The organism is Pseudomonas sp. GW821-FHT11D10 (assembly GCF_058808435.1).
The window spans coordinates 56,887-83,039 of record NZ_JBXARR010000013.1; the positions used below are offsets into that span (position 1 = coordinate 56,887).

Annotated in this window: 30 protein-coding genes and 1 riboswitch; of the genes, 19 read left to right on the forward strand and 11 right to left on the reverse strand. The window is 61.3% G+C overall.

Annotated features, from left to right (window positions below; translation table 11 throughout):
- Positions 1 to 31: 31 nt before the first annotated feature.
- Positions 32 to 156: riboswitch (yybP-ykoY riboswitch) on the forward strand.
- A gap of 87 nt (positions 157 to 243) precedes the next feature.
- On the forward strand, positions 244 to 828 hold the full coding sequence (locus tag AC1RT4_RS28050) for a TMEM165/GDT1 family protein (protein WP_007956837.1): 585 nt from the start codon (positions 244 to 246) through the stop codon (positions 826 to 828).
- A gap of 44 nt (positions 829 to 872) precedes the next feature.
- Here the strand turns inward: AC1RT4_RS28050 and AC1RT4_RS28055 are convergent, their stop codons facing one another.
- A complete protein-coding gene (locus AC1RT4_RS28055) occupies positions 873 to 1,691 on the reverse strand; it encodes a M48 family metallopeptidase (RefSeq protein WP_007956847.1) in 819 nt (272 codons plus the stop codon).
- A gap of 263 nt (positions 1,692 to 1,954) precedes the next feature.
- Between AC1RT4_RS28055 and AC1RT4_RS28060 the strand changes: the two genes are divergently transcribed.
- Positions 1,955 to 4,096, forward strand: coding sequence for a methyl-accepting chemotaxis protein (locus AC1RT4_RS28060; RefSeq protein ID WP_493089355.1), 2,142 nt, complete (start codon positions 1,955 to 1,957; stop codon positions 4,094 to 4,096).
- Positions 4,097 to 4,100: 4 nt separating this feature from the next.
- Here the strand turns inward: AC1RT4_RS28060 and AC1RT4_RS28065 are convergent, their stop codons facing one another.
- The 3 genes from AC1RT4_RS28065 to AC1RT4_RS28075 are packed head-to-tail and all read right to left on the reverse strand — an operon-like array spanning position 4,101 to position 5,213.
- On the reverse strand, positions 4,101 to 4,724 hold the full coding sequence (locus AC1RT4_RS28065; protein ID WP_493089357.1) for an SOS response-associated peptidase: 624 nt from the start codon (positions 4,722 to 4,724) through the stop codon (positions 4,101 to 4,103).
- Positions 4,725 to 4,760: 36 nt separating this feature from the next.
- Positions 4,761 to 5,021: a putative signal transducing protein gene (locus AC1RT4_RS28070; protein ID WP_011335895.1), complete on the reverse strand. Its 261-nt coding sequence runs from the start codon at positions 5,019 to 5,021 to the stop codon at positions 4,761 to 4,763.
- Positions 5,022 to 5,030: 9 nt separating this feature from the next.
- The gene (locus AC1RT4_RS28075; RefSeq protein WP_493089359.1) at positions 5,031 to 5,213 is read right to left on the reverse strand and encodes a CPXCG motif-containing cysteine-rich protein; all 183 of its coding nucleotides are present in this window, start codon (positions 5,211 to 5,213) and stop codon (positions 5,031 to 5,033) included.
- A 142-nt stretch (positions 5,214 to 5,355) separates the two neighbouring features.
- Here AC1RT4_RS28075 and AC1RT4_RS28080 point away from each other — a divergent pair, with 142 nt between their 5' ends.
- A complete protein-coding gene (locus tag AC1RT4_RS28080) occupies positions 5,356 to 6,519 on the forward strand; it encodes a 1-acyl-sn-glycerol-3-phosphate acyltransferase (RefSeq protein ID WP_170929378.1) in 1,164 nt (387 codons plus the stop codon).
- A gap of 49 nt (positions 6,520 to 6,568) precedes the next feature.
- On the opposite strand, the gene AC1RT4_RS28085 is transcribed toward AC1RT4_RS28080, so the two are convergent.
- Positions 6,569 to 6,847 carry a hypothetical protein gene (locus AC1RT4_RS28085; RefSeq protein WP_007951673.1) on the reverse strand — a complete coding sequence of 93 codons (279 nt, stop codon included), beginning with the start codon at positions 6,845 to 6,847 and terminating at the stop codon, positions 6,569 to 6,571.
- 193 nt (positions 6,848 to 7,040) lie between these two features.
- On the opposite strand from AC1RT4_RS28085, the gene AC1RT4_RS28090 reads away from it, so the two are divergent.
- A complete protein-coding gene (locus tag AC1RT4_RS28090) occupies positions 7,041 to 7,247 on the forward strand; it encodes a hypothetical protein (protein WP_039766399.1) in 207 nt (68 codons plus the stop codon).
- A gap of 55 nt (positions 7,248 to 7,302) precedes the next feature.
- On the opposite strand, the gene AC1RT4_RS28095 is transcribed toward AC1RT4_RS28090, so the two are convergent.
- Entirely contained in the window at positions 7,303 to 7,887 is a 585-nt protein-coding gene (locus tag AC1RT4_RS28095; RefSeq protein ID WP_011335900.1) for a YajG family lipoprotein, read from the reverse strand.
- A gap of 190 nt (positions 7,888 to 8,077) precedes the next feature.
- Between AC1RT4_RS28095 and AC1RT4_RS28100 the strand changes: the two genes are divergently transcribed.
- Both AC1RT4_RS28100 and mqo read left to right on the forward strand, forming a co-directional pair.
- Entirely contained in the window at positions 8,078 to 8,311 is a 234-nt protein-coding gene (locus tag AC1RT4_RS28100) for a hypothetical protein (protein WP_039766297.1), read from the forward strand.
- A 700-nt stretch (positions 8,312 to 9,011) separates the two neighbouring features.
- Positions 9,012 to 10,520, forward strand: a complete 1,509-nt coding sequence (gene mqo / locus AC1RT4_RS28105) for a malate dehydrogenase (quinone) (protein ID WP_115079176.1) — start codon at positions 9,012 to 9,014, stop codon at positions 10,518 to 10,520.
- Between the two features lie 75 nt (positions 10,521 to 10,595).
- Here the strand turns inward: mqo and AC1RT4_RS28110 are convergent, their stop codons facing one another.
- From AC1RT4_RS28110 to AC1RT4_RS28120, 3 genes are all read right to left on the reverse strand, one after another.
- Positions 10,596 to 10,883: a PA4642 family protein gene (locus tag AC1RT4_RS28110; RefSeq protein ID WP_007951679.1), complete on the reverse strand. Its 288-nt coding sequence runs from the start codon at positions 10,881 to 10,883 to the stop codon at positions 10,596 to 10,598.
- A gap of 63 nt (positions 10,884 to 10,946) precedes the next feature.
- A complete protein-coding gene (locus AC1RT4_RS28115) occupies positions 10,947 to 11,426 on the reverse strand; it encodes a hypothetical protein (protein WP_493089363.1) in 480 nt (159 codons plus the stop codon).
- Positions 11,427 to 11,512: 86 nt separating this feature from the next.
- Positions 11,513 to 12,070 (reverse strand): hypoxanthine-guanine phosphoribosyltransferase, encoded by a 558-nt coding sequence (locus AC1RT4_RS28120; RefSeq protein ID WP_007951681.1) that lies wholly within the window; start codon positions 12,068 to 12,070, stop codon positions 11,513 to 11,515.
- 165 nt (positions 12,071 to 12,235) lie between these two features.
- Here AC1RT4_RS28120 and upp point away from each other — a divergent pair, with 165 nt between their 5' ends.
- Together upp and AC1RT4_RS28130 are read left to right on the forward strand one after the other, a co-directional pair.
- Positions 12,236 to 12,874, forward strand: a complete 639-nt coding sequence (upp, locus tag AC1RT4_RS28125; protein WP_007951682.1) for a uracil phosphoribosyltransferase — start codon at positions 12,236 to 12,238, stop codon at positions 12,872 to 12,874.
- A gap of 2 nt (positions 12,875 to 12,876) precedes the next feature.
- The gene (locus AC1RT4_RS28130; protein ID WP_007951684.1) at positions 12,877 to 14,151 is read left to right on the forward strand and encodes a uracil-xanthine permease family protein; all 1,275 of its coding nucleotides are present in this window, start codon (positions 12,877 to 12,879) and stop codon (positions 14,149 to 14,151) included.
- Positions 14,152 to 14,310: 159 nt separating this feature from the next.
- Here AC1RT4_RS28130 and hemH read toward each other — a convergent pair whose 3' ends face one another.
- Both hemH and AC1RT4_RS28140 read right to left on the reverse strand, forming a co-directional pair.
- Positions 14,311 to 15,333 carry a ferrochelatase gene (gene hemH / locus AC1RT4_RS28135; protein WP_493089366.1) on the reverse strand — a complete coding sequence of 341 codons (1,023 nt, stop codon included), beginning with the start codon at positions 15,331 to 15,333 and terminating at the stop codon, positions 14,311 to 14,313.
- Between the two features lie 13 nt (positions 15,334 to 15,346).
- A complete protein-coding gene (locus AC1RT4_RS28140; RefSeq protein WP_493089368.1) occupies positions 15,347 to 16,249 on the reverse strand; it encodes a TIGR01777 family oxidoreductase in 903 nt (300 codons plus the stop codon).
- Positions 16,250 to 16,446: 197 nt separating this feature from the next.
- On the opposite strand from AC1RT4_RS28140, the gene AC1RT4_RS28145 reads away from it, so the two are divergent.
- From AC1RT4_RS28145 to AC1RT4_RS28195, 11 genes are all read left to right on the forward strand, one after another.
- Positions 16,447 to 17,433, forward strand: a complete 987-nt coding sequence (locus tag AC1RT4_RS28145) for an NAD(P)/FAD-dependent oxidoreductase (RefSeq protein WP_493089370.1) — start codon at positions 16,447 to 16,449, stop codon at positions 17,431 to 17,433.
- Complete coding sequence (locus AC1RT4_RS28150; RefSeq protein ID WP_493089372.1) at positions 17,430 to 17,645, forward strand: TIGR02450 family Trp-rich protein; 216 nt, start codon at positions 17,430 to 17,432, stop codon at positions 17,643 to 17,645. Before AC1RT4_RS28145 ends, AC1RT4_RS28150 begins: the two co-directional genes overlap by 4 nt.
- 111 nt (positions 17,646 to 17,756) lie before the next feature.
- On the forward strand, positions 17,757 to 18,716 hold the full coding sequence (locus tag AC1RT4_RS28155; protein WP_493089374.1) for a YbgA family protein: 960 nt from the start codon (positions 17,757 to 17,759) through the stop codon (positions 18,714 to 18,716).
- The gene (locus tag AC1RT4_RS28160) at positions 18,716 to 19,657 is read left to right on the forward strand and encodes a MerR family transcriptional regulator (protein ID WP_493089376.1); all 942 of its coding nucleotides are present in this window, start codon (positions 18,716 to 18,718) and stop codon (positions 19,655 to 19,657) included. Before AC1RT4_RS28155 ends, AC1RT4_RS28160 begins: the two co-directional genes overlap by 1 nt.
- A 20-nt stretch (positions 19,658 to 19,677) precedes the next feature.
- Positions 19,678 to 21,123 (forward strand): deoxyribodipyrimidine photo-lyase, encoded by a 1,446-nt coding sequence (gene phrB / locus AC1RT4_RS28165; RefSeq protein WP_493089378.1) that lies wholly within the window; start codon positions 19,678 to 19,680, stop codon positions 21,121 to 21,123.
- Positions 21,116 to 21,538 (forward strand): nuclear transport factor 2 family protein, encoded by a 423-nt coding sequence (locus AC1RT4_RS28170; RefSeq protein ID WP_493089380.1) that lies wholly within the window; start codon positions 21,116 to 21,118, stop codon positions 21,536 to 21,538. Before phrB ends, AC1RT4_RS28170 begins: the two co-directional genes overlap by 8 nt.
- Positions 21,535 to 22,317 (forward strand): SDR family NAD(P)-dependent oxidoreductase, encoded by a 783-nt coding sequence (locus tag AC1RT4_RS28175; RefSeq protein WP_493089382.1) that lies wholly within the window; start codon positions 21,535 to 21,537, stop codon positions 22,315 to 22,317. The genes AC1RT4_RS28170 and AC1RT4_RS28175 overlap by 4 nt, the downstream gene beginning before the upstream one ends.
- Complete coding sequence (locus tag AC1RT4_RS28180) at positions 22,314 to 23,561, forward strand: NAD(P)/FAD-dependent oxidoreductase (protein WP_493089384.1); 1,248 nt, start codon at positions 22,314 to 22,316, stop codon at positions 23,559 to 23,561. Before AC1RT4_RS28175 ends, AC1RT4_RS28180 begins: the two co-directional genes overlap by 4 nt.
- A complete protein-coding gene (locus AC1RT4_RS28185) occupies positions 23,558 to 24,373 on the forward strand; it encodes a DUF1365 domain-containing protein (protein WP_493089386.1) in 816 nt (271 codons plus the stop codon). The genes AC1RT4_RS28180 and AC1RT4_RS28185 overlap by 4 nt, the downstream gene beginning before the upstream one ends.
- On the forward strand, positions 24,360 to 25,631 hold the full coding sequence (locus AC1RT4_RS28190) for a class I SAM-dependent methyltransferase (protein ID WP_493089388.1): 1,272 nt from the start codon (positions 24,360 to 24,362) through the stop codon (positions 25,629 to 25,631). Before AC1RT4_RS28185 ends, AC1RT4_RS28190 begins: the two co-directional genes overlap by 14 nt.
- Complete coding sequence (locus AC1RT4_RS28195; protein ID WP_493089390.1) at positions 25,624 to 26,115, forward strand: DUF2878 domain-containing protein; 492 nt, start codon at positions 25,624 to 25,626, stop codon at positions 26,113 to 26,115. The genes AC1RT4_RS28190 and AC1RT4_RS28195 overlap by 8 nt, the downstream gene beginning before the upstream one ends.
- Positions 26,116 to 26,153: the final 38 nt, after the last annotated feature.

Consider the following 26,153-nt stretch of genomic DNA (forward strand, 5'->3'; position numbering starts at 1 on the left):
ACTTGCCGAATGGATTCTGCCTAGGCAGAATCCGCTCCGTCCTAGGGGAGTAGTCTCCCACGAGCGCCAAGCTCGTCCGGCATACGTCAACATACTTGATCCTCAGATCATGGCGTATGCGACCCAAGCGTCCGCAGCAGACGGATCGCAGGGTTTGACAAGACCTATGACACGCACACCTTACCCGGGGCGGGAAGGCTGTACGTGTCATAGCCGTGTCGACCCGCCCCTTAGGAAATCCTGATGTTGGACTCGTTACTCGTTCCCACCGCAATCGTTGCCTTGGCCGAAATCGGCGACAAGACGCAACTGCTCGCGCTGATTCTCGCCGCTCGCTTTCGCAAACCCTGGCCGATCATCGCCGGTATCGTCGCTGCGACCCTGGCCAACCACGCGGCAGCCGGTGCGGTCGGCGCCTGGTTCGGCAGTTTCTTCTCCGATTCGGTCCTGCACTGGATTCTCGCCGCGAGCTTCGCCGCCACCGCCCTGTGGACGCTGGTGCCAGACAAGATGGATGACGATGAAGCCAGCACCGCCCGCAAGTTCGGGCCATTCCTGACCACGCTGATTGCGTTCTTCCTCGCGGAAATCGGTGACAAGACCCAGATCGCTACCGTGATGCTGGCGGCGCAATACCCGGAGCTGTGGCTGGTGATCATCGGCACCACGGCGGGCATGCTGATCGCCAACGTGCCGGTGGTACTGGCGGGGAATTTTGCGGCGGAGAAACTGCCGCTGACCCTGATCCGTCGACTGGCCGCCTCGGCATTCCTGATCCTGGCGATCGTCGCGGTGTACAAGGCGATGCAGAGCAGCGGCTGGGTTTGATCCGGCAGATCGCTCCCGCACTGAGTGCGGGAGCGATCATGGCTTCAGGACTTGGGCGCTTTCTCGTAAAGCGGCATGACCTTCGGAATCGCCGCCTGCAACGCAGCCGTACGGCTGCTGGAAGACGGGTGAGTGCTCATGAACTCCGGCGGTGCGCCTTCAGAGGCCTTGCTCATCTTCTCCCACAGAGTGATGGCGGCATTCGGGTTGTACCCGGCACGCGCGGCGAGTTCCAGACCGATCAGGTCGGCCTCGTTCTCGTTGGCGCGGCTGTTGGGCAGCGTCATGCCATAGTTGGCCACGGTGTCGGCCAGCGCCAGGCTGTCCTGACCCAGGCCGAGCAACGCACCGGCGCCCTGCTTGGCCATTTCGATGCCATAAGCCTTGGACATTGCTTCACGACCGTGCTCGCGCAGGGCGTGGGCGATTTCATGGCCCATGACCGCGGCGATTTCATCGTCGGTGAGCTTCAGGCTGTCGATCAGCCCGGTGTAGAAAATGATCTTGCCGCCAGGACCGCAGTTGGCGTTGAGCTCGTCGCTCTTGATCAGGTTCACTTCCCACTTCCACTGCGCCGAATCCGGACGGAAGTTCGGTGCCTGGGCGATCAGCCGGTTGGCGATGGCCTGAATGCGTTTGGCGTCATTGCTGGTCTTGTCCAGCACGCCTTTGCTGGACGCTTCGCCCACGGTCTTCTGATAGGACTGGGCATACATCTGGTCGACCTCTTGCGAGGACAGCATGCTGAACATGTACTGCTTGCGCTCCACGCCCACGGCACCGCCGCTGGTGGTGTTGACCGACTGACAGCCGGCCAGCAACAGCGCCGCGCTCAGTGCACTTACAACCAATGTCTTGTTCATTCAAAAGCTCCCTGAAAACCTGCCGCGTATCCTAGGCGGGTAATTGTATCGACGCCAGATACACCGGACGTGTTGCACACACTTTCAGAAGCCGCCCGCCAGACCTGTAGGAAAAAATTCACATCCGCCACCACGCCCGCTGCAACTGCGTCGCGCACTGATCCATTTGCGACATTCGGCGGCAATTACTCGCGCCGTGCCTCATGGCGCAATCGTGGCTGCCGATACAGCAGCGCAGACGTCCTCTCGCGTGCGGAGCTCCCATGAAGTTCAAGTCGATCCAGTTTTCCGTGGCCGCCCTGGCCGGCGCCATCGTACTCAGCGTAGTCGCCGCGCTGGTGCTGTATGCGCTGTTCTCCGGTGCCCGCACCCAGGAGATGGTCCAGCAACGGACCCAGGCCCAGTTCGAGCAAGTCATCGAACAGCGCCTGACGTCGCTGGCACAGACCCAGGTCAGCCAGATCCAGCGCGAACTGGAAGCGCCGCTGTTGATTGCCGGCGGACTGGTACGCGTCAACGCCCTCCTCGGCACGCCGGGCGCCGATGGTCAACCGCGACTGACCGTCAGCCGTGAGCAACTGATCAGCCTGATCAAGGAAAACGTCGAGAAGAACCCGAAGATTCTCGGCACCTACATCGGTTGGGAAAAGAACGCACTGGATCACAACGATGCGGCCTACGTCGGCACCAGTGTGGTCGGCATCGACGCCGCCAACGGGCGTTTCCTGCCGTGGTGGTTCCGCAACGACGACGGCACCCTCGGTCTGGACAAACTGGTGGACGTCGACGACCAGAAAGTCCTGTCCACCGGCGTGCGCGCCAGCGAGTACTACCTGTGCTCGAAAGAAACCAAAAAATCCTGCGTGATCGATCCCGCCCCGTACAAGGTCGGCGACAAGATCGTCATGCTCGCCTCCTTTATTGAACCGATCATGCTCAACGGCGCCTTCCAGGGCATCGTCGGCGCCGACCTGTCGGTGAACTTCATCCAGGAAATGCTCCTGGGCGCCAACCAGAAACTGTACAGCGGCGCCGGGCAAATGGCCCTGATCGGCGGCAACGGCCGGATCGTTGCCTACACCAAGGACCCGAGCAAATTCGGCGAGAAAGTCAGCGACATCCTCGACGCCCAGCAGATTGCCAACATGGCCAATCTCAAGCGCGGCGAAGTGACCTACACCGTCAATAAAGAGCAAGGCCGGATCGAGTTGTACCTGCCGTTCGGCATCGGCCAGACCGACGCGCGCTGGACGCTGATGCTGCAACTGCCGCTCGACGCCGTGATGGCAGATCTGCAAAAGCTGCAAGGCGACCTCGACGCCCAGCGTAAATCCGACACCTTCGGCATGGCCATGGTCGGCCTGATCATTGCCGGCCTCGGCCTGCTGGTGATCTGGCTGGTGGGCCATGGCATCGCCCGCCCGCTCAAACAGATGGTGACCATGCTCGATGACATCGCCCAGGGCGAAGGTGATCTGACCCGTCGCTTGAGCAGTGATCGCAAAGACGAACTCGGCTCCATCGCCAAAGGCTTCAATACCTTCCTCGCCAAGTTGCAGGGGATGATCACGCAGGTGGTGTCGTCGGTACAGAGCGTCAGCGATTCCTCGGAGCACACGGCGGACATCGCGATCCGGACCAATATCGGCATTCAGAAGCAGATGGCCGAGATCGATCAGGTCGCCACCGCCGTGCAGGAAATGACCGCCACCGCGCAAGACGTGGCGCGTAACGCGACCCAGGCCGCGCAAGCGGCCAGCCACGCCGATCAGGCCGCCAGCCAAGGCATGCAAATCGTGCGCGATACGTCGAATTCGATCGGCGTGCTGGCCGTGGAAATCGGCAAGGCCGTGGACGTGGTGCAGACCCTGGCCAAGGACAGCGAAAACATCAACGCGATCCTCATCGCCATTCGCGGGATCGCCGAGCAGACCAACCTGCTGGCCCTCAACGCGGCGATCGAAGCGGCCCGCGCTGGTGAACAAGGACGCGGTTTTGCGGTGGTGGCCGACGAGGTGCGCAACCTCGCGCAGAAAACCCAGAAGGCCACCGAAGAAATCCAGAGCATGATCCAGCAACTGCAACAGGGCACCCGCGATGTGGTGCGGGTCATGGAAGACAGCCAGAACCGCACCGACGAAAGCGTGCAACACGCGGCCAAGGCGGCCGAAGCGCTGGAGACCATTACTCAGGCGGTATCGGTGATCAACGACATGAACACCCAGATCGCCAGCGCCGCCGAAGAACAGAGCGCGGTGGCCGACGACATCAACCGCAACGTGATCAACATCGGTCAGGTGGCCAATGAGGTGGCCGGTGGTGCGGACGAATCGAGTTCGGCGAGTGCCGATCTGACCAAACTGGCGGAGCAGCAGCGGCGGTTGATCAACCAGTTCAAGGTCTGACAGATCAGGCCGGAGTCAGGCACTCCGGCCCATTGAGCTTCGGATCATTGACCAGGTTCGCCAGCACCCGCTCGCGCAAGGCGGCGGGTTCGCTGGCGAGCAAACCCTGCAGGACATGCAGCGGCGTCTCGGGATCAAGCCACGCCGCCTGCCCCGCCTCATCGAGAATCAACGGCCGACGCTGACTGGCTGCAGGCTGGGTAATCACCGCCGTGCTCAGCCAGACTTGTTCCTGCACCGGATACGCTTCCCAGATCGCCGCAAAAAACAACGAAGCACCTTCCCCCGGCGTCAGCCAGTACGGGCGTTTGCGCGTGGTGCCGCGCCATTCGTAGAAACCGTTGGCCGGCAGCAGACAACGGCGCAGGCGCAGGGCTTCGCGGAACATCGGCTGTTCGGCGACGGTTTCGGCCCGGGCATGGGCCGGCGTGCGCGACATGTCGGTCAGCCACGGCGGTGTCAGCCCCCAACGGGCACGGGCCAGCGTGCGCTGACCGTCGGGTTCGGCGCGCAGCATCAACACCGAATCGTTGGGGGAAATGTTCCACTGCGCCTGCTGATCGGCAGGAAAACCGGGCAGGCTCGCGAAATCGCGGTTCCAGCGAAACAGGGCATAACGTCCACACATGGGGCAGCACGACTCACAAATAAAACGAACGCCAGCCTAACAGACCAGCGTCCCGGGATAGCTGTCCGGTTCATCGCCGGGCAGCGGCAGCGCGGCATTGTACGCACTGATCAGCTCGCGGGCGTATTCGGCCTGGTCGTTATCGACCGACAGGCCCAGCAGTCCGAAGATCGGCAATTCCCCCGTGCCGCCCAGCAGATCGCGCCCGACCAGATGCGCCTCGATACCTTCGCTGGCGAGCATGCCCTTGAGCATCTCGCCTTCCATCAGGTTTTCCGGCTCGTAGATTCGCTGCATGGGCGCGCCTCACTCGTTTTCGCTATGAACATCGAGCATCCATTCATGGCCATCGGTTTGCAGTTTGAAGGTAATCGGCTTGCAACAGACTGGGCAGTCCTCTGTGTACTCCTGGTCTCCTGCGGAAAGATCCAGAACGGCTTCGCATTTTTCCCCACAATATGGACATTGATAATGCTCGGTTTCCAGCATCGCGGTCTCCCGGGTGACTTGTGCGTATAATCGCCGGTCTATTTGCAGGGCTATTTTTGTCTGGCTACTTTTTCAGACCGTGCCCCGTTGGTTTTCGATCAAAACCTTTACTTACCCTAGCCGTTTCCAACAAGAGAGCATGATGGGCGAATTCGATGCCATCCGACCTTACGACGACAGCGAAGTACCTGCGGTACTGGCGCGACTGCTCGGCGACAAGGCGTTTCTAGATATCCTCACCCACTTCCGCTTCCCGCGTTTTGCCGGTGCCTTCGGCTGGATGCTCAAACCACTTATAGCCCATCGGCTGCGTCGTGAGTTTGCCGACGTGACCTCCGTGGCCACTTTGCAGGACAAGGTCGAGTTCTACGTCGACCACACCATCGAGCGCGCCACCGACGGCGTGACCTACACCGGTGTCGAGCAATTCAAGTCCGGCAGCGCTTATCTGTTCATCGCCAACCACCGCGACATCGTGATGGACCCGGCCTTCGTCAACTACGCCGTGTACCACGCCGGCCTGCCGACGCCGCGCATCGCGATTGGCGACAACCTGCTGCAAAAGCCGTTCGTCAGCGACCTGATGCGTTTGAACAAGAGCTTCATCGTGCATCGCTCGATCACCGGGCGCCGCGAGAAAATGGCCGCTTACCAACTGCTGTCGGCCTACATCAACCACTCGATCCGCAATGACTGCGCCTCGATCTGGATCGCCCAGGCCGAAGGCCGCGCGAAGGACGGCGACGACCGTACCGAGTCGGCGATCCTCAAGATGTTCCACATGAGCCGCAAGGACGAGCCGTTCGGCGAAGTCATTCAGTCGCTGAACCTGACCCCGGTGTCGATCAGCTACGAATACGACCCGTGCGACCAGGCCAAGGCCCGCGAGTTGTACATCCGCGCCACCACCGGCACCTACAGCAAGGCGCCGGGCGAGGATGACGTGAGCATCGCCAAGGGCATCACCGGCTACAAGGGCCGGGTCCACGTGAACTTCGCCGCGCCGATCACCGAGCTGTTCGAGGACACCAAGCAATTGGCGGTCGAAATGGACAAGCAGATTCTCGGCGGCTACCGGTTGTTCCCGGTGCATTACCTGGCGTACGCGCAGTGGGCCGATGCCGATCCGCAACTGAACGTGCCGAAGGCTGCCGAGGTGTTTGGTGCCGAGGAACTGGCCAAGGCCCAGGAAGAATGGCAAAACCGTCTGGACGCCTGCCCCGAGGAGCATCGTCCGTATCTGGTGCTGCAATATGCGACGCCGGTACGCAATCAGTACCGGGTCAAGGCTGGACTGCCGCTGTAAGCGGTGTCGGCTGGATACAAGAACGGCGCCTTCGGGCGCCGTTTTTCGTTCAGAAGCGGGTACTGATCCAGGACACCAGCAACGCCAGGCCCAGGCAGGCAAAACCGAAGCGGTAGAAGAAGCGGTTCATGCGCAGGGTCGCCCAATCGAGCACCGGCTCCTGATTCGGCTGACTCTGACGCTGGGCCGCAATACTGGCCATCGCCCGTTGTTCACGGCGGCGGGTCGCGTGCAGCAGCCAACTGCCGGGGAAGGCCAACAGCAGGGCCAGCAGGTTGATCAGTTTGGCGGGATGGGCGGTAAACAGCGTCATCAAGTGCAGCGACATCACAGACCTCAATCTAGACCGGTATGGCGAACGCCAGACCGACGACCGCGGCGCGGATTCTACCGAAACCCTCCCCGACTGCCCTAGCCTTTGCGACAAATAACCCATCAATCGACCGATGGCTGTCCTGTGTCACGGCATCGTCATTTGTTTCAGTCACCCTGCGCGCCTCGAAACCGACACGGAACGCGACATGCTTCACGCTGAAAACCAGGATCGCCTGTACCTCATCTCCCCGTCCGACGAACAGCAGACCCTCGTCGGCAGCCTGGCCTTCAATGTTCAGGACCGTCACTGGCTGGTGTATTGCGCCCTCGGCGGGCACCAGCATGCGGACTTGCCCGAGACCGATCTGCTGACCGGCGTCAGCGTCCTCGACTTCTATTCGCAAGCCGCCTGAACGAAAAAGCCCGGAGCCATCACTGGCCCCGGGCTTTTTCACATCAACCGAACACTTACTCGGCGAGAACCTGACCCACGGTCGGATCCTTGAACAGACGGGTCAGTGCATCGCTCAGCACGTCGCTGACCAGTTTGGTGTTGGTTTCCTGGTTCGGCGCCATGCCGAAACGCTGGTCCAGCGAGGCACCGTAACGGCCGCTGTAGCGACGGTTGCCGCTCTGTACGTCGGAACGGAAGGTCGCGCCGATGGTGGCCTCGGTCACGTACATGCCTTCTTTCGGCGACTGGTATTTCAGCTCAGTCAGGGTCACGGTCAGTTGTGGAGCGTTCATCGCGCCGTTGGACGGAGTGAAGCCCAGCAGACGCACGGCCGCTTCGGCCTGGGCCTGCAACTTCGGCAGGATCTGCTCGCGCTGCACGGTGATGGCGCTGGTTTCCGGGTACAGGCCGCCACGGGTGCCGAGGGTTGGCGACGGACGACCGTCGACCACGCGGACCACGACAGGCTGGCCATGGCCGACCGGTGCCAGCTGAGTGGTCAGCTTCGGTTCCGGGCTCAGTTGTTGCGGGCTGTGGGCGCAGCCAACCAGGGTCAAACTGGTCACAGTGATCAAACCGAACAACAGGCGTTGCAACATGCTCTTCTCTCCAGAATCAGGCACAGACAGGCCGGCAGTATAGCGGTGGGCCACTGTGGGTCACCAGCACTGAAATGTCAGACAAACCCCGCCGCCAGCGGTTCCTGTCACACATTCTTCACCCCCCATACACGTTCGCTTCACGTTCCTTTGACAATCTTCGCCACAGATCCCCAAAAGGAACACTGCCATGCGCTATCTGATCTCGTTGTTCGCCCCACGCCCGCTGCACCGCAGCTTCGCCCTGCTCGACCGCAACGGCCATTGCCAGGCCTTCAAGCAATGCAGCCTGCAGCCAATGGGTGACGGCTGGGTGGAAATCGAGGAAATCCGCCTCAACTGGTTGCACCAGCCTCTGCCCGCCAGCGCCCGGGTCGAACAGCAACGCCCACGCGCACGTGCTCAGGCGATGTTGAGCATCTGACCGGATGCCTAATAAAAGTCATTAAACTCGACCAACTCCCCGCATTTCTTCGATACAATCTCCCCCCGATTATAAGGACGTCTCCTGATCGGGCCCCGCAACAGCGTCAATGCGCTTGCATTGGCATCCAAATCGCCCACAGAGAGCCGCCCACACAGATCGAGTGAAGCTGGCGTGCTTGCTGTTTCCCTGGCAAATCCCGCTTTTCGCGAATCTGCAGAGCTGTCATGACGCTCGGCCACTGAGTTGTTTGCCCCTTCGGGCACGGTGCCAGCCCCGGACAGCCCTTTTTGAGGTTCACGTCTTCAAAAGAGCGTGAAAAAAACGGGTTTTCACAACTTCACAAGAGTGTGGCGAGCAAATGAATAGTTTTGCGTCTGAACATGCACCATTAGCGTCTGAAACAGCCCAACGACACAGGAACGGGAACGCCTCGAATACCGGAGCCTGAAGCCTGTCCGCTACGGATTTGGTTGCACAAACGGATGTCTCGACCATAAGTCGAATTGCCAGCCCCGTGCCGAAATGAGTTCATGGGACTCTTGAAGCCAGGCCGCACGCATCCGTCGAAGTTGCGAAAAATTGCGAAGATTCGGACATGGCACACCTGACCAAGGATACCCGGGGCTCAACTGACCTGCCCTGGACGCCTGGCAGCCATGCCGACAATTTGGTGCTGCAGATTTTGGAGACGCGTTAAATGGCGCATAACGAAGCAGTCGACGTAGTTCTGGTTGGGGCCGGCATCATGAGTGCCACCCTCGCAGTACTGCTCAAAGAGCTCGACCCGGCGATCAAGCTGGAAGTCGTCGAGCTGATGGATTCCGGTGCCGCGGAGAGTTCCAACCCATGGAACAACGCCGGTACCGGCCACGCCGGCCTGTGCGAGCTGAACTACACGCCGCAGGCTGCCGACGGCACCGTCGACATCAAGAAAGCCGTGCACATCAACACCCAGTTCGAGGTGTCGAAGCAGTTCTGGTCGTACCTGACCAAGAAAGGCACGTTCGGCTCGTGCAAATCCTTCATCAGCCCGGTTCCACACCTGAGCTACGTCGAAGGCGAAAAAGGCGTTTCATTCCTCAAGGAACGCTTCAACGTGCTGCACAAGCACCACGCTTTCGCCGACATGGAATATACCGAAGACAAGGCGAAGATGGCCGAGTGGATGCCGCTGATGATGCCGGGTCGTCCAAAAGACCAGGTGCTCGCCGCCACCCGCGTGATCAACGGCACCGACGTCAACTTCGGCGCCCTGACCAATCAGCTGCTCAAGCACCTGACCAGCGCACCCGATGCCCAGGTCAAGTACTGCAAGCGCGTGACCGGCCTCAAGCGTAACGCCAACGGCTGGACCGTGAGCATCAAGGACGTCAACAGCGGCAGCAGCCGTGAAGTCGACGCCAAGTTCGTATTCCTCGGCGCCGGTGGCGCGGCCCTGCCGCTGCTGCAAGCTTCGGGCATCGAAGAAAGCAAAGGCTTCGGCGGCTTCCCGATCAGCGGCCAGTGGCTGCGTTGCGACAACCCGGAAGTGGTCAAGCATCACCAGGCCAAGGTTTACAGCCAGGCTGCCGTTGGTTCGCCACCGATGTCCGTGCCGCACCTGGACACCCGCGTGGTCGACGGCAAGAAATCCCTGCTGTTCGGGCCATACGCCGGTTTCACCACCAAGTTCCTCAAGCACGGCTCCTTCATGGACCTGCCGATGTCGGTTCGCGCCGGCAACATCGGGCCGATGCTGGCCGTGGCGAAAAACAACATGGACCTGACCAAGTACCTGGTCAGCGAAGTGATGCAGTCGATGGAACAGCGCCTGGAATCCCTGCGCCGTTTCTACCCCGAGGCGAAAGCCGAAGACTGGCGCCTGGAAGTGGCCGGCCAACGGGTGCAGATCATCAAGAAAGACCCGAAAAAAGGTGGCATCCTGCAGTTCGGTACCGAACTGGTCGCTGCGAAGGACGGCTCCCTCGCCGCCCTGCTCGGCGCTTCGCCAGGTGCTTCGGTGACCGTTTCAATCATGCTGGAACTGATCGAGAAGTGCTTCCCGGCCAAGGCCAAGGGTGAGTGGGCTGCCAAACTGGCGGAAATCTTCCCGGCCCGTGAAAAGGTCCTGGAAACCGACGCTGCGCTGTATCGCAAGATCAACACGCAGAACAACGTCGCGCTGGAACTGGTTGAAGCCAGCAACGAGACCGAAAGCTACGCCTGATTCGGCTCCATGAAAAACGCCCCGCACTCGGTGAGTGCGGGGCGTTTTTTTATGCCTGTGGAAAACTTCGGGCGATCAGCCGCGTGCTTTCTCGATCAGCTCGATGTATTCCGGGGCGTTGCGCTGATCGCGGATCTGGTCGACGAAGGTCTTGCCGTGCTCGTCCTTGCCGTCCACGTCATAACCGGCTGCCACGAAGAACGTCAGGAAACGCTCGAAATCGTCGATGCGCAGGCCACGGTAAGCCTTGACCAGTTTGTGCAGCGACGGCGAGGTGGCATCGACCGGCTCAAAATCGAGGAACAGCTTGATCTGCTCATCGCCGATCTCGTCACCAATCACTTGCTTCTTATCTTTACGCATTGCCGACTCCAGCTCGCAGACATTTCACGGGGCGGGCAGTTTACCCCCGCCCGGGCACAAGGCTCAACGCGAGCGCGTGCTGCCGGTGTGCAAATCGGCCCAGATATGGCCATTGGCGTAGGTCAGAAACTGCACGTACACCGTTTCGTTGCGCAACAGATCGATCACCACACGGTACTGGGCCAGCGGATAAAAGAGCGTCAGCGTCTTGCTCTTGTCGTCATACACCGGTTTTTTCAGGCTTTTGCTTTCGCCATCGAAGTTGACCAGCACCTGATTGATCGTCGCGCCCTTGTTCAGGGATTTGCCCTTGAGGCGGATCATCAATGGCGAGGTCACCGGGATCGGCTGCTGATTGGACTGGCGCTGGGCCCCCACGACGACAGAATAGTCGGTGACCTGCAGCAGTTGCTGCTGCTCGGGTTCGGCATCACGCAGGGTCAGGTCGTCCGGCGGCAGGAATTGACTGTGCATCGGGGCGGCGGCCAGGGGCAGGCTGAGGGTCAGCAACAGGGCGGCGCAGCTGCGGATCAAGAGGCTCATGACAGGCTCCGGGGGCAGGGCCGAGCACTTTAGCAGTCTTTAAAAGCAAAAGATCGCAGCCTGGGGCTGCGATCTTTCAGGGGGTCTTACATGCCTTTGACGGCGAAGATCCCGTTGGCGTTGCGCCAGTAGCCTTTGTAGTCCATGCCGTAACCGAAGATGTAACGGTCGATGCACGGCAGACCGACGAAGTCGGCTTTCAGGTCAGGACGGGCCTTGCGGTCGTGATCCTTGTCGATCAGCACGGCGGTGTGCACTTTACGTGCGCCGGCGTGACGGCAGAAGTCGATGATCGCGCCCAGGGTGTGACCTTCGTCGAGGATGTCGTCGATGATCAGCACGTCGCGGTCGATGAACGAGACTTCAGGCTTGGCTTTCCAGAACAGGTCGCCGCCGCTGGTTTCGTTGCGATAACGGGTGGCGTGCAGGTAGGACGCTTCCAGCGGGAACTGCAGATGAGTCAGCAGTTTGCCGGAGAAGATCAGGCCGCCGTTCATCACGCAGAACACCACCGGGTTGCTGTCGGCCAGTTGTTCGTTGATTTGTGCACCGACGCGGGCAATGGCAGCCTCGACTTCAGCTTCGGTGTACAGGCAGTCAGCCTCTCGCATGATTTGACGGATATGCTCGAGATCAGCGGACATGGCGCTCTCCAAGGGGGGTCTGTTTCGGAAAAGCGGGCAAAGGTACGCATCCCGCACGGCCGAATCAAGCATTTGTGGACTAACGTACTGTATGTCCTATAGGACATCACCCTCGGATAGATTAATCTAGGCCGGTTTTTTTGCCCGCCGCCGGAGCCTTTCCCCATGTCCATCCAAGAGATCCGCCATCCGCTGATCCGTCACAAACTTGGCCTTATGCGCCGTGCAGACATCAGCACCAAGAATTTCCGTGAGCTCGCTCAGGAAGTCGGTGCCCTGTTGACCTATGAAGCTACAAAAGACTTGCCGCTGGAAACCTACGACATCGAAGGTTGGTGCGGCACCGTGTCGGTCGAGAAAATCGCCGGCAAGAAGATTACCGTCGTGCCTATCCTGCGTGCCGGCATCGGCATGCTCGAAGGCGTGCTGAGCCTGATCCCGGGCGCGAAAGTCAGCGCCGTCGGCGTTGCCCGTAACGAAGAAACCCTGCAGGCCCACACCTATCTGGAAAAACTGGTTCCGGAAATCGACGAACGCCTGGCGATGATCATCGACCCGATGCTCGCCACCGGCAGCTCCATGGTTGCGACCATCGACCTGCTGAAGAAGGCCGGTTGCAAGGACATCCGCGCGATGGTGCTGGTTGCCGCGCCGGAAGGCATTGCCGCTGTCGAGAAAGCACACCCGGACGTGATCATCTACACCGCGTCCATCGATCAGAAACTCAACGAGCACGGTTACATCATTCCTGGGCTTGGCGATGCCGGTGACAAGATCTTCGGCACCAAGCAGAAGGACGCGTAAGCATGCAGCAAGAGTTCAACGATCCGCTCTGGCGCACGGTGCTGTCCGGCGCACAGATGCTGTTCGTGGCTTTCGGCGCCCTGGTGCTGATGCCACTGATCACGGGCCTGGACCCGAACGTGGCACTGTTCACCGCGGGTCTGGGCACGATTCTGTTCCAGATCGTCACCGGGCGTCAGGTGCCGGTGTTCCTGGCATCGAGCTTCGCCTTCATCACCCCGATCATTCTCGCCAAGGGCCAGTTCGGCCTGGCGGCGACCATGGGCGGCGTGATGGCGGCCGGTTTCGTCTACACCTTCCTCGGCCTGGCCGTGAAGATCAAAGGCACCGGCTTCATCGACCGTCTGCTGCCACCGGTGGTGATTGGTCCGGTGATCATCTCCATCGGCCTGGCCATGGCGCCGATTGCCGCGAACATGGCGATGGGCAAGGCCGGCGACGGTTCGGAGCTGATCCATTACCAGACCGCGATGATGATCTCGATGCCGGCGCTGCTGACCACGTTGATCGTGGCGGTGTTCGGAAAAGGCATTTTCCGTCTGGTGCCGATCATTTCCGGCGTGCTGGTGGGTTTCGCCATGTCCTTCTATTTCGGTGTCGTCGACACCGCGAAGATTGCGGCGGCCCCATGGTTTGCACTTCCTCATTTCACCGCGCCGGAGTTCAACTGGCAGGCGATCCTGTTCATCGTCCCGGTGGCGCTGGCCCCGGCCATCGAGCACATCGGCGGCGTGATTGCAGTCGGCAGCGTGACCGGTCGCGACTACTTGAAGAAGCCGGGCCTGCATCGCACCCTGCTCGGTGACGGTATCGCCACCACCGCAGCCGGCCTGTTCGGCGGTCCGCCCAACACGACCTACGCGGAAGTGACTGGCGCGGTGATGCTGACCAAGAACTACAACCCGAAAATCATGACCTGGGCGGCGATCTTCGCCATCACCCTGGCGTTCATCGGCAAGTTCGGCGCCCTGCTGCAAAGCATTCCGGTGCCGGTGATGGGCGGGATTCTGTGCCTGTTGTTCGGTTCGATCGCGGCGGTGGGGATGAACACCCTGATCCGTCACAAGATCGACCTGGGCGAGGCGCGCAATCTGGTGATCGTTTCGGTGACCCTGGTGTTCGGTATCGGTGGCGTGCTGGTCGGTACCGGCACAGGTCCCGACGACTTCGGCCTCAAAGGCATCGCGCTGTGCGCGGTGGTGGCGATTGCGCTGAACCTGATCCTGCCGGGCAATGACAGCTGGAAACACAAGAAGGCGGATGAGCCGCTGATCTAAGCCTTGGCTTCAAGATCGTTCCCACGCGGATCACCCCACACTGATCGTTCCCACGCTCTGCGTGGGAATGCCTCTGGGGACGCTCCGCGTCCAGTGACGCGGAGCGTCACGGGCTGCACTCCCACGCGGAGCGTGGGAACGATCAATCATCGACGATCATCAAAGGGCCAGTGGCGCCCGCTCACACAACGTTGCCAACGCCTTCGCCCATTGCGGGTCGTCATTCAGGCACGGCACCAGCACCAGCTCCTCTCCCCCCGCCTCGCGGAACTGTTCCTTGCCGCGATCGCCGATCTCCTCCAGGGTCTCGATGCAATCGGCGACAAACGCCGGGCACATCACCAGAATCTTTTTCACGCCGCTTTTGGCCAGTTCATCCAGCCGCGCTTCGGTGTAGGGTTCGATCCACTTCGCCCGGCCCAGTCTTGACTGAAACGACACCGACCATTTGCCGTCCGGGATGCCCATGCGCTTGGCAAACTCGGCCGCCGTGCGCAGGCACTGGCCGCGATAACAGGTCGCAACGACTTCCGGCGGCGCACCGGCGCAGCAATCGCCGCCGCCCTCAAAACTGTGCCCCGGATTGAGTTTTTTCAGGTGCCGCTCCGGCAAACCGTGGAAGCTCAGCAACAGGTGATCGTAATCCTGCTGCAAATGCGGTTTGGCGCTCGCCACCAGTGCGTCGAGGTATTCCGGCTGATCGTAGAACGGCTGCAACACCGACAGCTGCACATCGAGCTTCTTCTCGCGCAGCACCCGTTTGGCTTCTTCAATCACCGTGGTGGTGGTGCTGTCGGCGAACTGTGGATAAAGCGGCGCGAGGGTGATGCGTTTGTGCCCCGCCGCGACCAGCTTCAACAGGCTGGTCTCGATCGACGGCTCGCCGTAACGCATGGCCAGCTCCACCGGGCCGTGAGTCCACTGCGCCTTCATCTGCTGTTGCAGACGACGACTGAGCACCACCAGCGGCGAACCTTCGTCCCACCAGATCGAGGCGTAGGCATGGGCCGACTGCTCCGGACGCTTGATCAGGATCAGCGACACCAGCAGACGCCGTACCGGCCACGGCAGGTCGATCACGTACGGGTCCATCAGGAATTGATTGAGGTAGCTGCGCACGTCGGCCACCGAAGTGGAGGCCGGCGAACCCAGGTTGACCAGAAGCAAGGCGTGATCGGTCATGCAACGTCCTATTTCAGAGGCGGCTGGAGAGATCGTCCAGGGCCGCGCGTAAATCCGTGAACCGGAAAGTGAATCCCGCTTCCAGCAAGCGTTTCGGCGTGGCCCGTTGGCCACCCAGCAACAGCAATGACATCTCGCCGAGCCCGACCTTCAACGCGAGGGCCGGCATCGGCATGAACGCCGGGCGGTGCAGCACGCTGCCCAGCGTCTTGGCGAATTCGCGATTGCGCACAGGTTTCGGCGCGCACGCATTATAAGGACCGCTCGCCTGATTGCGGTGCAGAAGAAAATCAATCAGGGCGATTTGGTCATCGATATGAATCCACGGCATCCACTGCCGACCATTGCCCAAAGGCCCGCCCAGCCCGAGCTTGAACGGCAGCAGCAGGCGTGACAAAAAGCCGCCCTCGGCCGACAGCACCAGCCCGGTGCGCACCAGCACCACACGAATATCCATCGCTTCGGCGCGTTGCGCGGTTTCCTCCCAGGCGATGCACAACTGGCTGGCGAAATCGTCGATCACCGGCGGCGAGTCTTCGGTCAACTCGCGCTCGCCGCCGTCACCGTACCAACCCACGGCCGAACCCGAGATCAGCAGCGACGGTTTCTGCCCGCGTTTTTCCAGCCACGCCAGCAACGATTCGGTCAGCGTGATCCGGCTGCTCCACAACAGCGCCTTGCGCCGATGGGTCCACGGCCGGTCGGCAATCGGCGCGCCGGCGAGGTTGACGATCACGTCGACCGGCTCGTCGCCAAGGTCCTCCAGACGCGCGATTCCACGCACCTGGGCGCCACAGATTTTCGCGACCTTTTCCGGACGACGACTCCACACCGTCAGGCGATGCCCCTGCCCGGACCAGTGCCGGCAAAGCTGACGTCCGATCAATCCAGTACCGCCGGTCAGCAATATGTGCATGACTTCTACCTCGCGTGGCGTTTTACCCCGATCACTAGTCTATTTTTATAAACAGGGATCTTTTCTATCGGGCAGGCTCTATTGTTTAACCATAGGCCAAGCTGTCAGAACGAGAACGCTGGAAGTTATACCAAAAAACAAAATTGTACAGGTTTCATCCACGGCGTAGTCTGTACAGAAAGGTAAACGAGGCCCCTATGACTGTACCTATCGCAATCATTGGCACCGGCATCGCCGGACTCTCCGCCGCCCAGGCCCTGACGGATGCCGGGCATACCGTTCAGTTGTTCGATAAAAGCCGCGGCAGCGGCGGGCGCATGTCGAGCAAGCGCAGCGATGCCGGCTCGCTGGACATGGGCGCGCAATATTTCACCGCCCGTGACCGACGCTTCGTGACCGAAGTCCAGCGCTGGCAAAGCAAAGGCTGGGTCGCCGAATGGGCACCACAGCTCTACACCTATCATGGCGGGCAATTGAACCTGTCGCCGGACGAACAGACCCGCTGGGTCGGCACGCCACGCATGAGCGCCATCACCCGAGGCCTGCTCGACGGCCTGGAAGTGCACTTCGCCTGCCGCATCACCGAGGTCTATCGCGGTGAAGAACACTGGCACCTGCAGGACGCCGAAGGCTTCACCCACGGGCCCTTCAGCCATGTCGTGATCGCCACGCCAGCGCCCCAGGCCACCGCGTTGCTGGCCGCCGCGCCGAAACTTGCCGGTGCCGCCGCCGGGGTGAAAATGGACCCGACCTGGGCCGTCGCCCTCGCCTTCGACACCCCGCTGGATACGCCGATCGAAGGCTGCTTCGTCCAGGACAGCGCCCTCGACTGGCTGGCCCGCAACCGCAGCAAACCGGGACGTGACACCACTTGCGACACTTGGGTCCTGCATGCCACCAGTGCCTGGAGCCGGCAGCACATCGACCTGCCCAAGGAAGCGGTGATCGAACAATTGCACGGCGCCTTCGCGGAATTGCTGCACAGCGCCATGCCGGCCCCGACCTTCAGCCTCGCCCACCGCTGGCTCTATGCCCGCCCGGCCAGCAGCCATGAATGGGGCACCCTGGCCGACGCCGATCTGGGCCTGTATGCCTGTGGCGACTGGTGCCTGTCGGGTCGGGTCGAAGGGGCGTGGCTCAGTGGTCAGGAGGCTGCTCGCCGATTGCATGAGCATCTGCAGTGAACCGCATCAACCCGCGCAAATTGCTGCTGTCGAAATGGACAGCAGCCCAGCCGCAAAATCGTGAAAAACATTTTCTGGTGACCGAACTGTTCCGCAACGAGGACGGCACGGTGCTGACGATCGAATTGCAGGCGGTGCTGACCCGGCGTACCGAGCAATGCGACTGGCATGCCCTGCAGGATGATTTACGCTGGAAAATGGGCTGGCGCTGAAAACCTCAAAAAACTTGTACAAACAATTTGACTTGTACACCTTTGAATCTATGCTGAAAGAATGTTGTACAGATCTATTCCTCTGTACAGTTTCAGATTCGAGGTTGCTGCATGTCCGACTCATCGACGTCCCCTCCGAAAATCGCCATCAGCGCCTGCCTGATGGGCGCCGAAGTGCGTTACAACGGTGGGCACAAGGAGTCGCGGCTGTGCACCCGCACCCTCAGCGAACATTTCGAATTCGTCCCGGTGTGCCCGGAAGTCGCGATCGGCCTGGGCATTCCTCGCGAGCCAATCCGCCTGGTCGGTGACCCGGAACAGCCCGAAGCCCTCGGCACCGTCGACCGGGAGATCAATGTCACCACACCGCTGGCAGAATACGGCCAGAAAATGGCCACCGAACTGCACGACATCTGCGGCTACATCTTCATGCAGCAATCGCCGTCCTGCGGACTGGAGCGGGTCAAGGTCTACCACCCCAACGGCGCGCCACTGGGCAACGGTCGCGGGATCTACGCCCAGGCGTTCTGTGCAGCGCACCCCGAATTGCCGGTGGAAGAAGCCGGACGCCTGAACGATCCGGTGCTGCGGGAAAACTTCATCACCCGAGTGTTCGCCTACAGCGACTGGCAGCAAGTTCTGCGCAAAGGCCTGAGCCGCCGCGCCCTCACCGACTTCCACTCGCGCTACAAATACCTGCTGATGGCCCACAACCCGGTGCAATACAAGGCGCTGGGCAATCTGCTGGGCAACATGGGCCGGCTTGATCCCGAAGAACTCGGCCCGCGCTATTTCAGTGAACTGATGGCGGCGCTGAAAAAATGCGCCACCCGCCGCACCCACAGCAATGTCCTGCAGCACATCAGTGGTTACCTGAAACAGGTCATCACCCCCGAAGACAAACAGGAAGTGCAGCACATCATCGGCCAGTACCGGCACGGCATCGTGCCGCTGGTGGTACCGCTGACGCTGCTCAAGCATCACTTTCGCCTCCACCCGGATCCCTACATTGCGCAGCAGGTATACCTGCAACCGCATCCGGAAAACCTCAGCCTGCGAAACGCCATTTGATGAACGACTCACCCGACACCAGCGCCCGTGAAGACCTCGGCGCCGACTTCAAGAAAGCCCTCGACGAAGGCTGGCTGCCGATCCGCGAAGTCGCGCGCCAGACCGGCGTGAATGCCGTCACCCTGCGCGCCTGGGAACGCCGCTACGGGCTGATCGTTCCGCAGCGCACGCCCAAGGGCCATCGTCTTTACAGCGCCGAGCATGTGCAACGCATCCAGAACATCCTCACCTGGCTCAACCGCGGCGTTGCGGTGAGCCAGGTCAAACCGCTGCTCGACACGGCGCAGGCGCTCAACGAGCCGGTGGAAGACGAATGGCATCCGCTGCGCCAGGCCGCCCTGCTGGCGGTCACTCACCTGAACGAGCGCAGCCTCGACGACAGCATCAACCAGGCGATGGCGCTGTACCCGCCGCGCACACTCTGCGAGCAATTGCTGCTGCCGCTGCTGAGCGATCTCGAACAGCGCTGGCAAGGCCAGTTCGGCGCGCAGATGGAGCGGGTGTTTTTTCATGGTTGGTTACGCAGCAAATTCGGCGCGCGCATCTACCATAACAATCGTCAGCTGCGCACAGCGCCGCTGTTGCTGGTCAATCAGTCGGATTTGCCGCTGGAGCCGCACCTGTGGCTCTGCGCCTGGCTGATCAGCAGCGCCGATTGCCCGGTGCAGGTGTTCGACTGGCCGCTGCCGGCCGGAGAGCTGGCGCTGGCAACCGATACCCTGCAAGCTCGCGGCGTACTGCTGTATTCCAGCAAAGCCATGAACCTGTCGCAGCTGTCGAAACTTTTGAACAGCGTCAGCTGCCCAAAACTGATTGCCGGACCCACGGTGTGCATTCACCACGCCGAGTTGTCCGCAAGAACTTCCGAGATCGCTGATCTGCTCCTGGCCGAAGATCCTCTTTCGGCGCATCGGGTACTCGTTCAGCGTGGGTTGATTTAATGATTCAGACCGAGACCGACATGCAATTGATCTGGCTGCGCAGCGACCTGCGCCAACATGACAACACTGCCCTCGCGGCCGCCGCCGAGCGTGGCCCGACCGTGGCTGTGTACCTGTTGAGCCCGCTGCAATGGCAGGAACATGACGACGCGCCGTGCAAGATCGATTTCTGGTTGCGCAACCTGCGCGAATTGAGCAAAAGCCTTGGTGCCCTGAACATCCCGCTCTTGATCCGCACCGCGCCTCACTGGGATCAGGCACCCGCCGTGCTGCTCGAACTGTGCCGGCAACTGAAGATCGAGGTCGTGCACGTCAACGAGGAATACGGCATCAACGAAAGCCGTCGCGACGAGGCAGTTGCCGAGGCGCTGCAAGCCGACGGCATAACCTTCCACAGCTACCTCGACCAATTGCTGTTCAAGCCCGGTAGTGTGCTGACCAAAACCGACACTTACTTTCAGGTGTTCAGCCAGTTCCGCAAGGTCTGCTACGAACGCCTGCACCGCTCGATGCCGTCGCTGAAACAGGCGCCGGGCAAACAGCAAGCGCTGAACATCGCCAGCGATCCCGTTCCAGCCGCCATCGAAGGTTTTCCGACACCCGACGAATCCCTGCGCGCCCTGTGGCCCGCCGGTGAAACCGAGGCCCGGCGCCGCCTCGATACGTTCGCCGATGCACAGATCGACTACTACAAGAGCGAACGCGACTTCCCGGCCAAACCCGGCACCAGCCAGCTCTCGGCCTATCTGGCCGCCGGCGTGATCTCGCCGCGCCAATGCCTGCACGCCGCCTTGCAAAGCAATCAGGGCGAATTCGAAAGCGGCAAGGTCGGAGCCGTCACCTGGATCAACGAACTGCTGTGGCGCGAGTTCTACAAACACATCCTGGTCGGTTATCCACGGGTTTCACGGCATCGCGCATTCCGCCCGGAAACCGAAGCCCTGGCCTGGCGTGACGCCCCCGAGGACCTGGCCGCCTGGCAGGAAGCCCGTACCGGCTTGCCGATCATCGACGCGGCCATGCGCCAACTGCTGGAAACCGGCTGGATGCACAACCGTCTGCGGATGGTGGTGGCGATGTTTCTGACCAAAAACCTGTTGATCGACTGGCGCGAAGGCGAGCGTTTCTTCATGCGCCACCTGATCGACGGCGACCTGGCCGCGAACAACGGCGGCTGGCAGTGGAGTTCCTCGACCGGCACCGATTCGGCGCCGTACTTCCGGATCTTCAACCCGGTCAGCCAGTCGGAAAAATTCGACAGCGAAGGGCTGTTCATCAAGCACTGGCTGCCGGAACTGGCCGGACTGAACAAGAAAGAAGTCCACAACCCGGTCAGTGCCGGCGGGCTGTTCGGCGTGGCGGACTATCCGGCGCCGATCGTCAATCTGAGTGCATCACGGGAACGGGCGCTGGCAGCGTTCAAGAACCTGCCGTCGCGTTCGTCTCAAGGAATGAGCGATGAGTGAATTTCTGCGCGGTTTCGCCCAGCGGTTTGCACAGGTGAATAAAGACAACCTGCGCAATCTGGACGAACTGTACAGCGACGACATTCATTTCACCGATCCACTGCACGAGGTGCAGGGGCTGACGAACCTGCGCGCTTACTTCAGTGAGTTGTACGCCAACGTCAACGAACTGCGCTTCGATTTCCACGGCTTCGACCAGATCGGCGACGGCGAAGGCTATTTGCGTTGGGTCATGAGCTACCGCCACCCGCGTCTGAGCGGTGGACAAATGATCCGCGTCGCCGGCTGCTCGCACCTGCTCTGGCGCGACAAGGTTTACCGCCACCGGGACTACTTCGATGCCGGGGCGCTACTTTATGAACATTTACCCGTATTGGGCCGGGTGATCGCCTGGCTGAAAAGGAGATTGGGATGAGTCGTACAGCTCCACGGCGTTATTGGCTGACCGGTGCCAGCAGTGGCATTGGTGCAGCATTGGCAGAAGAGATCCTCAAGACCGGTGCACATCTGGCGGTCAGTTCCCGCCAGGTCGCACCGCTCAAGGTCCTGTCGCAACGTTATCCGGGACAAGTGCTGGTGGTGGCCGGCGATCTGACCAACAGCCAGACCGTGCGTGAAATCGGCGAACAAATCGCAGCGGACTGGGGGTCGCTGGATACGGTGATCCTCAACGCTGGCACCTGTGAGTACGTCGATGCACGGCAGTTCGACGCCACAATCGTCGAGCATGTGGTGCGCACCAACCTGCTCGCCAGCAGCTATTGCATCGAAGCCGCTCTACCCTTGCTACGCAAAGGGACTGCGCCGCATCTGGTGGGAATGGCCAGCTCCGTCACCTACGTGCCGCTGCCACGAGCCGAAGCTTATGGTGCGTCAAAAGCCGGCTTGCGCTACCTGTTCGAATCCCTGCGCATCGATCTGGCCGACGAAGGCATCGAAGTTACCGTGATCAGCCCAGGCTTTGTCGAGACGCCACTGACCGAGAAAAACGATTTCCCGATGCCATTGAGCTGGCCGGCAGATAAAGCCGCGCGGCACATTTTCACCAGGCTCAAGGAGCGACCGCTGGAAATCGCCTTCCCGGCGCTGTTCATGGCGGCGCTCTGGCCCTTGTCAATCATGCCGGCACGGGTGCAACTGGCAATCGGCAAACGCATGGTGCGCAGCAACCCGCCGCTCAGAGACGCGACATGAAAATCGCCATCGTCGGCGGCGGCATCGCGGGTTTGACCTGCGCGCATCTGCTCGCTCGCCGACATGACATCACCGTGTTCGAAGCCGACGCCCGGATCGGTGGCCACACGCACACCGTGCCGGTGACCGTGGACGGGCGCGAGTACGCGGTGGACACCGGGTTCATCGTGTTCAACAACTGGACGTATCCGAACTTCATTCGTTTGCTCGGCCAGTTGGGCGTGGCCTTCAAGCCCACCGAGATGAGTTTTTCGGTCAACGATCCGGACACCGGCCTGGAATACAACGGCAATAACCTCAACAGCCTGTTCGCCCAGCGCAGCAATCTGTTGTCGCCCGGATTCTGGGGCATGTTGCGCGACATCCTGCGGTTCAATAAAGAGGCCCGGCGCGACCTTGCCGAACAGCGAATCGCCGCCGACACCACCCTCGACGATTACTTGAAGGCCGGCGGTTACGGCGAGCGTTTCATCCTGCATTACATCGTGCCGATGGGCGCGGCGATCTGGTCGATGCCGATGGCCGAGATGCTCAATTTTCCGTTGCAGTTCTTCGTGCGTTTTTTCGAGAATCACGGGTTGCTGTCGATCAGCAATCGGCCGCAGTGGCAGGTGATCAAGGGCGGCTCCAGCGCCTACATCGCGCCGCTGACGGAGTCGTTCAAGGAGCGCATCCGCCTGAACTGCCCGGTGGGCCGGATCGATCGCAACGCGCACGGCGTGGTTATCCACAGCCCCGCCGGCATCGAACGTTTCGACAAAGTGGTGCTGGCCTGTCACAGCGATCAGGCCCTTCGATTGCTGGGCAATCCCGGTCATGCCGAACGGGAAATCCTCGGCGCCCTGCCCTACGCCGACAACGAAGTGGTGCTGCACACCGACACCCGCCTGCTGCCCGCACGCAAACGGGCCTGGGCCAGCTGGAATTATCGCCTCGGCGGCGCCGGACATACTCAGGCCGCCGTGACCTACGACATGAACATTCTGCAAGGCATCCAGAGCGACACCACGTTCTGCGTCAGCCTCAACCAGAGCGCCGGCATCAGCCCGTCCAAAGTGCTCGCGCGCTTCACCTACGCCCACCCGCAATTCAGCCTTGCGGCGGTGGCGGCGCAGCAGCGCTGGGCCGAACTCGACGGCGAGCAGCACACGCATTATTGCGGCGCCTATTGGGCCAACGGCTTCCATGAGGACGGCGTGGTCAGCGCTTTGCGCGTGGCCGCGTCCTTCGGGGAAAGCCTGTGAACAGCGCGCTCTACAGTGGCTGGATCGCCCACCGGCGATTTGCCCCGCGCCGTCATGAATTCCGTTACCGGATCGGCATGCTGTACCTCGATCTGGCTGAACAGGAGGCGGTGCTGGGCCTGTCCCGGCTGGCAGGCGCCAGTCGCTTTGCGCCATTTTCATTTCGCGAAACCGACTACCTGAAAACCTTCACCGGCCGCGGTGTGCGCCTGAGCGATGCGGTGCGCCAGTTGGTGGGCGAAGCCCTGGGCCATGCGCCGCAAGGTTCGATCTGCCTGCTGACCCAGCCGCGCAGCTGGGGCCTGGCGTTCAACCCGGTGAGTTTTTTCTATTGCCATGAGGCCGACGGCCAACTGGCGGCGATTCTCTGCGAAGTCAGCAACACCCCGTGGCGCGAGCGTTTTCACTACGTGTTGCCGGCCCGAGCGCCGACCAACCTGCAGGACTTTCACCAGCATTTTGCCGTGGCCAAGGCGTTTCATGTGTCGCCATTCCTGCCGCCGGATCTGGAATACCGCATGAGTTTCAGCCCTGCCGCGCAGATCCTCGGCGTGCACATGGCCGACTGGCAAGGCGAGCAAAAACTGTTCGACGCCACCCTCGACCTGCGACGCGAACCCCTTGATCGGCGCCACCTTCACCGGCACCTGCGGCGCTTTCCCTGGATGACCGCCAAGACCGCGCTGGCAATCTATTGGCAGGCGCTGCGCCTGTTGCTCAAGCGCACCCCGGTGTTTGCCCACCAGCGCGCCGACGACCGTTTTCGAACCGCCACCGTACCGCCCGAGGAACGCCATCATGAAATCCACTAGCGTCTCGGCAAAGCCCAGCCTGCTCAGCCCCCACGGCCTGAGCGGTTCGCTGCTGCGCCGGGGAGTACTGCGCCAGCTGGAGCAGCTCAAACAGGGCCAACTGATCGTCATCGAGGACGGCGAACGCCACGTCTTCGGTACGCCGGGCAGTGCTTTGGTGGGGGAAATTCAGGTCATGGATCCGGCCGCCTGGGGGCTGGTCGCCGGCAATGGTTCGATCGGTGCCGGTGAGGCTTTCATTCATGGCTACTGGCGTTCGCCGGATCTGACGGCGGTGGTGCGGGTCTTCGTCAGCAACCTTGAAGTGCTCGACGGAATGGAAGGTGGCCTGGCCAGGCTCGGTCGGCCATTGGTGCGCGGGCTGCACTGGCTCAACCGCAATACGCGCAAGGGCTCACAGAAAAACATCGCCGCGCATTACGACCTTGGCAATGACCTGTTTGAACAGTTTCTCGACCCGACCATGATGTATTCGGCCGCGCAGTTTCTAAGCCCCGATGACAGCCTGGAGCAGGCGCAACTGAACAAACTGGAACGGATCTGCCAGAAACTCGCGCTCAAGCCCGGCGACCACCTGCTGGAAATCGGCACCGGCTGGGGCAGCATGGCGCTTTACGCAGCGCAGCATTACGGCTGCAAAGTCACCACCACCACGCTGTCGAAGGAGCAGTTCGCCTTTACCGCCGCGCGCATCGAACGCCTCGGTTTGCAGGACCAGGTGACGCTGCTGCTCAAGGACTACCGCGACCTCACCGGCCAGTACGACAAACTGGTGTCGATCGAAATGATCGAGGCGGTCGGCCACCGTTTCCTGCCGACCTACTTCAAGCAATGCGCACACCTGCTCAAAAGCAACGGCCTGATGCTGCTGCAAGCAATCACCATCCGCGAACAGCGCTACGAGCAGGCGCGTCGTGGCGTGGACTTCATCCAGCGCTACATTTTCCCCGGCGGCGCCCTGCCCTGCGTGCAGAAAATGCTCGAGATCGTCAGCCGCGACACCGACATGAACCTGTTGCACATGGAAGATTTCGGCCTGCACTACGCCCGCACCCTGCGTTTGTGGCACGAGAACTTTCGGCATGCTCAGGGTCGCCTGACCGAACTGGGCTATGACGATTACTTCCTCAGGCTGTGGGAGTTCTACCTGTGTTATTGCGAGGGCGGATTCCTCGAACGCACCATCGGCACCGCACAACTGTTGCTGGCCAAACCGGCAGCGATGACTGCGCCTTTGCTGGGCCGGTTCGATGCTTGAGCGGTTGGCCAACGCGGTCCTGTTCCAGATCGGCTGGCTGGCCTGCGTACTCGGCGGCAACAGTTTGTGGTTGCTGCTGGCGCTGGCGGTGCTGGTGATTCATCTGCGCTGGATCAGCAGTTGGGCGCAGGAAGGCCGATTGATCCTCAGCGTGGTGATTATCGGCACGGCGGTGGACAGCGTGTTGCGCGGCCTCGGGGTTTTCGATTTCAAGGATCTGTCGCCGCTGATTCCACTGTGGCTGATGTTGCTGTGGGCGTTGTTTGCCACGACATTGCGTCATTGCCTGCAATGGAGCGCACGGCCGTGGTGGCTGGCCAGCCTGCTAGGCGCGGCAGGTGGCGCGCTGTCCTATGGCGCCGGCGGACGACTGGCCGGCGTGCAGTTTCCGTTCGGAGAGCTTGCGACCCTGATCGGCATCGCGCTGCTGTGGGCGTTGCTGTTTCCGCTGCTGCACCAATTGTCCCGACGGCTGTCACGCTAAACGCCTGTCAGGCCTTTCACACGGTCATCGGCCACTGC

Bases quoted from the DNA above. Each gene is read 5' to 3' on its own strand.
- AC1RT4_RS28065 (WP_493089357.1), bottom strand. From the start codon at position 4,724: ATGTGTGGACGTTATGCCCTGTTTCGCTGGAACCGCGATTTCGCGAGC.
- phrB (WP_493089378.1), top strand. From the start codon at position 19,678: ATGCAATTGATCTGGCTGCGCAGCGACCTGCGCCAACATGACAACACT.
- AC1RT4_RS28140 (WP_493089368.1), bottom strand. From the start codon at position 16,249: ATGCACATATTGCTGACCGGCGGTACTGGATTGATCGGACGTCAGCTT.
- AC1RT4_RS28180 (WP_493089384.1), top strand. From the start codon at position 22,314: ATGAAAATCGCCATCGTCGGCGGCGGCATCGCGGGTTTGACCTGCGCG.
- AC1RT4_RS28115 (WP_493089363.1), bottom strand. From the start codon at position 11,426: ATGAGCCTCTTGATCCGCAGCTGCGCCGCCCTGTTGCTGACCCTCAGC.
- AC1RT4_RS28075 (WP_493089359.1), bottom strand. From the start codon at position 5,213: ATGCTGGAAACCGAGCATTATCAATGTCCATATTGTGGGGAAAAATGC.
- AC1RT4_RS28195 (WP_493089390.1), top strand. From the start codon at position 25,624: ATGCTTGAGCGGTTGGCCAACGCGGTCCTGTTCCAGATCGGCTGGCTG.
- AC1RT4_RS28130 (WP_007951684.1), top strand. From the start codon at position 12,877: ATGCAGCAAGAGTTCAACGATCCGCTCTGGCGCACGGTGCTGTCCGGC.
- AC1RT4_RS28120 (WP_007951681.1), bottom strand. From the start codon at position 12,070: ATGTCCGCTGATCTCGAGCATATCCGTCAAATCATGCGAGAGGCTGAC.
- AC1RT4_RS28090 (WP_039766399.1), top strand. From the start codon at position 7,041: ATGCTTCACGCTGAAAACCAGGATCGCCTGTACCTCATCTCCCCGTCC.
- AC1RT4_RS28175 (WP_493089382.1), top strand. From the start codon at position 21,535: ATGAGTCGTACAGCTCCACGGCGTTATTGGCTGACCGGTGCCAGCAGT.
- AC1RT4_RS28100 (WP_039766297.1), top strand. From the start codon at position 8,078: ATGCGCTATCTGATCTCGTTGTTCGCCCCACGCCCGCTGCACCGCAGC.
- AC1RT4_RS28110 (WP_007951679.1), bottom strand. From the start codon at position 10,883: ATGCGTAAAGATAAGAAGCAAGTGATTGGTGACGAGATCGGCGATGAG.
- AC1RT4_RS28155 (WP_493089374.1), top strand. From the start codon at position 17,757: ATGTCCGACTCATCGACGTCCCCTCCGAAAATCGCCATCAGCGCCTGC.
- AC1RT4_RS28060 (WP_493089355.1), top strand. From the start codon at position 1,955: ATGAAGTTCAAGTCGATCCAGTTTTCCGTGGCCGCCCTGGCCGGCGCC.
- AC1RT4_RS28055 (WP_007956847.1), bottom strand. From the start codon at position 1,691: ATGAACAAGACATTGGTTGTAAGTGCACTGAGCGCGGCGCTGTTGCTG.
- AC1RT4_RS28145 (WP_493089370.1), top strand. From the start codon at position 16,447: ATGACTGTACCTATCGCAATCATTGGCACCGGCATCGCCGGACTCTCC.
- AC1RT4_RS28085 (WP_007951673.1), bottom strand. From the start codon at position 6,847: ATGTCGCTGCACTTGATGACGCTGTTTACCGCCCATCCCGCCAAACTG.
- mqo (WP_115079176.1), top strand. From the start codon at position 9,012: ATGGCGCATAACGAAGCAGTCGACGTAGTTCTGGTTGGGGCCGGCATC.
- AC1RT4_RS28070 (WP_011335895.1), bottom strand. From the start codon at position 5,021: ATGCAGCGAATCTACGAGCCGGAAAACCTGATGGAAGGCGAGATGCTC.
- AC1RT4_RS28095 (WP_011335900.1), bottom strand. From the start codon at position 7,887: ATGTTGCAACGCCTGTTGTTCGGTTTGATCACTGTGACCAGTTTGACC.
- hemH (WP_493089366.1), bottom strand. From the start codon at position 15,333: ATGACCGATCACGCCTTGCTTCTGGTCAACCTGGGTTCGCCGGCCTCC.
- AC1RT4_RS28160 (WP_493089376.1), top strand. From the start codon at position 18,716: ATGAACGACTCACCCGACACCAGCGCCCGTGAAGACCTCGGCGCCGAC.
- upp (WP_007951682.1), top strand. From the start codon at position 12,236: ATGTCCATCCAAGAGATCCGCCATCCGCTGATCCGTCACAAACTTGGC.
- AC1RT4_RS28080 (WP_170929378.1), top strand. From the start codon at position 5,356: ATGGGCGAATTCGATGCCATCCGACCTTACGACGACAGCGAAGTACCT.
- AC1RT4_RS28190 (WP_493089388.1), top strand. From the start codon at position 24,360: ATGAAATCCACTAGCGTCTCGGCAAAGCCCAGCCTGCTCAGCCCCCAC.
- AC1RT4_RS28050 (WP_007956837.1), top strand. From the start codon at position 244: ATGTTGGACTCGTTACTCGTTCCCACCGCAATCGTTGCCTTGGCCGAA.
- AC1RT4_RS28170 (WP_493089380.1), top strand. From the start codon at position 21,116: ATGAGTGAATTTCTGCGCGGTTTCGCCCAGCGGTTTGCACAGGTGAAT.